The organism is Moraxella sp. K127, from assembly GCF_015223095.1.
GTDB lineage: Bacteria > Pseudomonadota > Gammaproteobacteria > Pseudomonadales > Moraxellaceae > Moraxella.
Map to the genome: position 1 here is coordinate 1 of NZ_JADFBZ010000093.1, position 1,604 is coordinate 1,604.

The window sequence follows — 1,604 nt, forward strand, 5'->3', positions numbered from 1 at the left end:
GGGCAGGCACGCCCTATATCATTCTTGATTTAAAAAGTTTGGCAAAGCCTTATTCGTCTCTTCCAATTTTTTGAGTTTCTTTTTGCCAAGTCCGCCAAGCACTTCACAGGCATGACGTAGGCGTGATAAAGTCATGTCCGCCCCGATGACGTACATGGAATTCATCACAGGCGTGCTAGACGTTGAACCTGCAATCGCCACAAAAAACGGTTGCATAAAGTCTTTTAATTTAATCTCAAAATGCCCTGCCAAGCCTTTTAGGGTTTGGTAAATGTTATTCTCGCTCCACTCGGGCAAGGCTTCTAGTTGCCATGTGGCAAGGTAGAGAATTTCCAAAAGCTTGTCATTATCCAGCGTTTTATGAGCAAAATCGTCTGGTGTAACGTTTGGCAAGTTTTGAAAATAAAACCCTGCCCAATTTACCGCATCGGACAACACGTTAATGCGTGGTTGAATGGCTTTGGCAATGGCGGTCAGCTTATCATCATCGCTTGCCCATGCCAAAATCTTCGCCTTTAACTCGTCTGCACTCATCGCACGCAGGTATTCGCCATTTAGCCAGTAGAGTTTTTCAATGTCAAACACAGGCCCGCCAAGCGACACCCGTTTGATGTCAAAGCTAGCTATCATCTCATCTAGGCTAAATTTCTCCGCTTCGTTTGGCAAGCTATACCCCATACGCCCCAAGTAGTTAATCAAGACCTCAGGTAGCACGCCTGCGTCCTTATAATAGGTGATTGACGTGGGGTTTTTGCGTTTGGAGAGTTTGGATTTGTCGGGGTTACGCAGTAGGGGCATATGGCACAGCACGGGCATTTCCCAACCAAAATATTCATACAGAAGTTTGTGCTTGGGAGCGGAGTTAATCCACTCTTCGCCACGAATGACGTGGCTGATTTGCATGAGATGGTCGTCCACGACATTGGCAAGATGATAGGTCGGCAAACCGTCTGTTTTTAAAAGCACTTGCATATCAACCGTTTCCCAAGGAATGCTAATCTCGCCACGAAGCATATCATGAATCACACACTCGCCGTCTGTCGGCACACGCATACGAATGACAAAGGGCTTACCGCTCTCGGCAAGTTTATCGCTCTCTTCACGGCTCAGATTGGCATAACGTCCGTCATAACGCACCGGCAAGCCTTGGGCTTCTTGCTCTTTACGCATTTGGTCTAGCTCGTCTGTCGTACAAAAACAGCGAAAGGCATGACCTTTGTCAAGGAGCTCTTGGGCGTATTTTTTGTAAATCTCGGAACGCTCGGACTGGCGATAGGGGGCGAACTGTCCGCCCACGTCAGGACCTTCACTCCATGTCAGACCTGCCCATTTTAGGGCGTTTAAAATCATCTGTTCAGACTGGGCGGTGGAGCGGACTTGGTCGGTGTCTTCAATGCGTAGGATAAACTCGCCCCCTTGTGATTTGGCAAAAACCATATTAAACAAGGCGATATAAGCCGTGCCAACGTGCGGAGAGCCAGTTGGGGACGGGGCGATACGGGTGCGAATGGGTTTGGTCATGGTAAATTCTCAAAATAAATAATACGCCAGCTCAGCTTTAATTTACAATTTTTAAAATCATAAGGGCGAATTGCAATTCGCCC

Annotated in this window: 1 protein-coding gene; it reads right to left on the reverse strand. The window is 47.5% G+C overall.

The features are described from left to right. Positions 1-18: 18 nt before the first annotated feature. Positions 19-1,521 carry a glutamate--tRNA ligase gene (gene gltX, locus IM753_RS12725; RefSeq protein ID WP_194109441.1) on the reverse strand — a complete coding sequence of 501 codons (1,503 nt, stop codon included), beginning with the start codon at positions 1,519-1,521 and terminating at the stop codon, positions 19-21. Between the last annotated feature and the right edge of the window lie 83 nt (positions 1,522-1,604).

Excerpts from the sequence above, each read along its gene's own strand:
- gltX (WP_194109441.1), bottom strand. The coding sequence starts at position 1,521 with ATGACCAAACCCATTCGCACCCGTATCGCCCCGTCCCCAACTGGCTCT.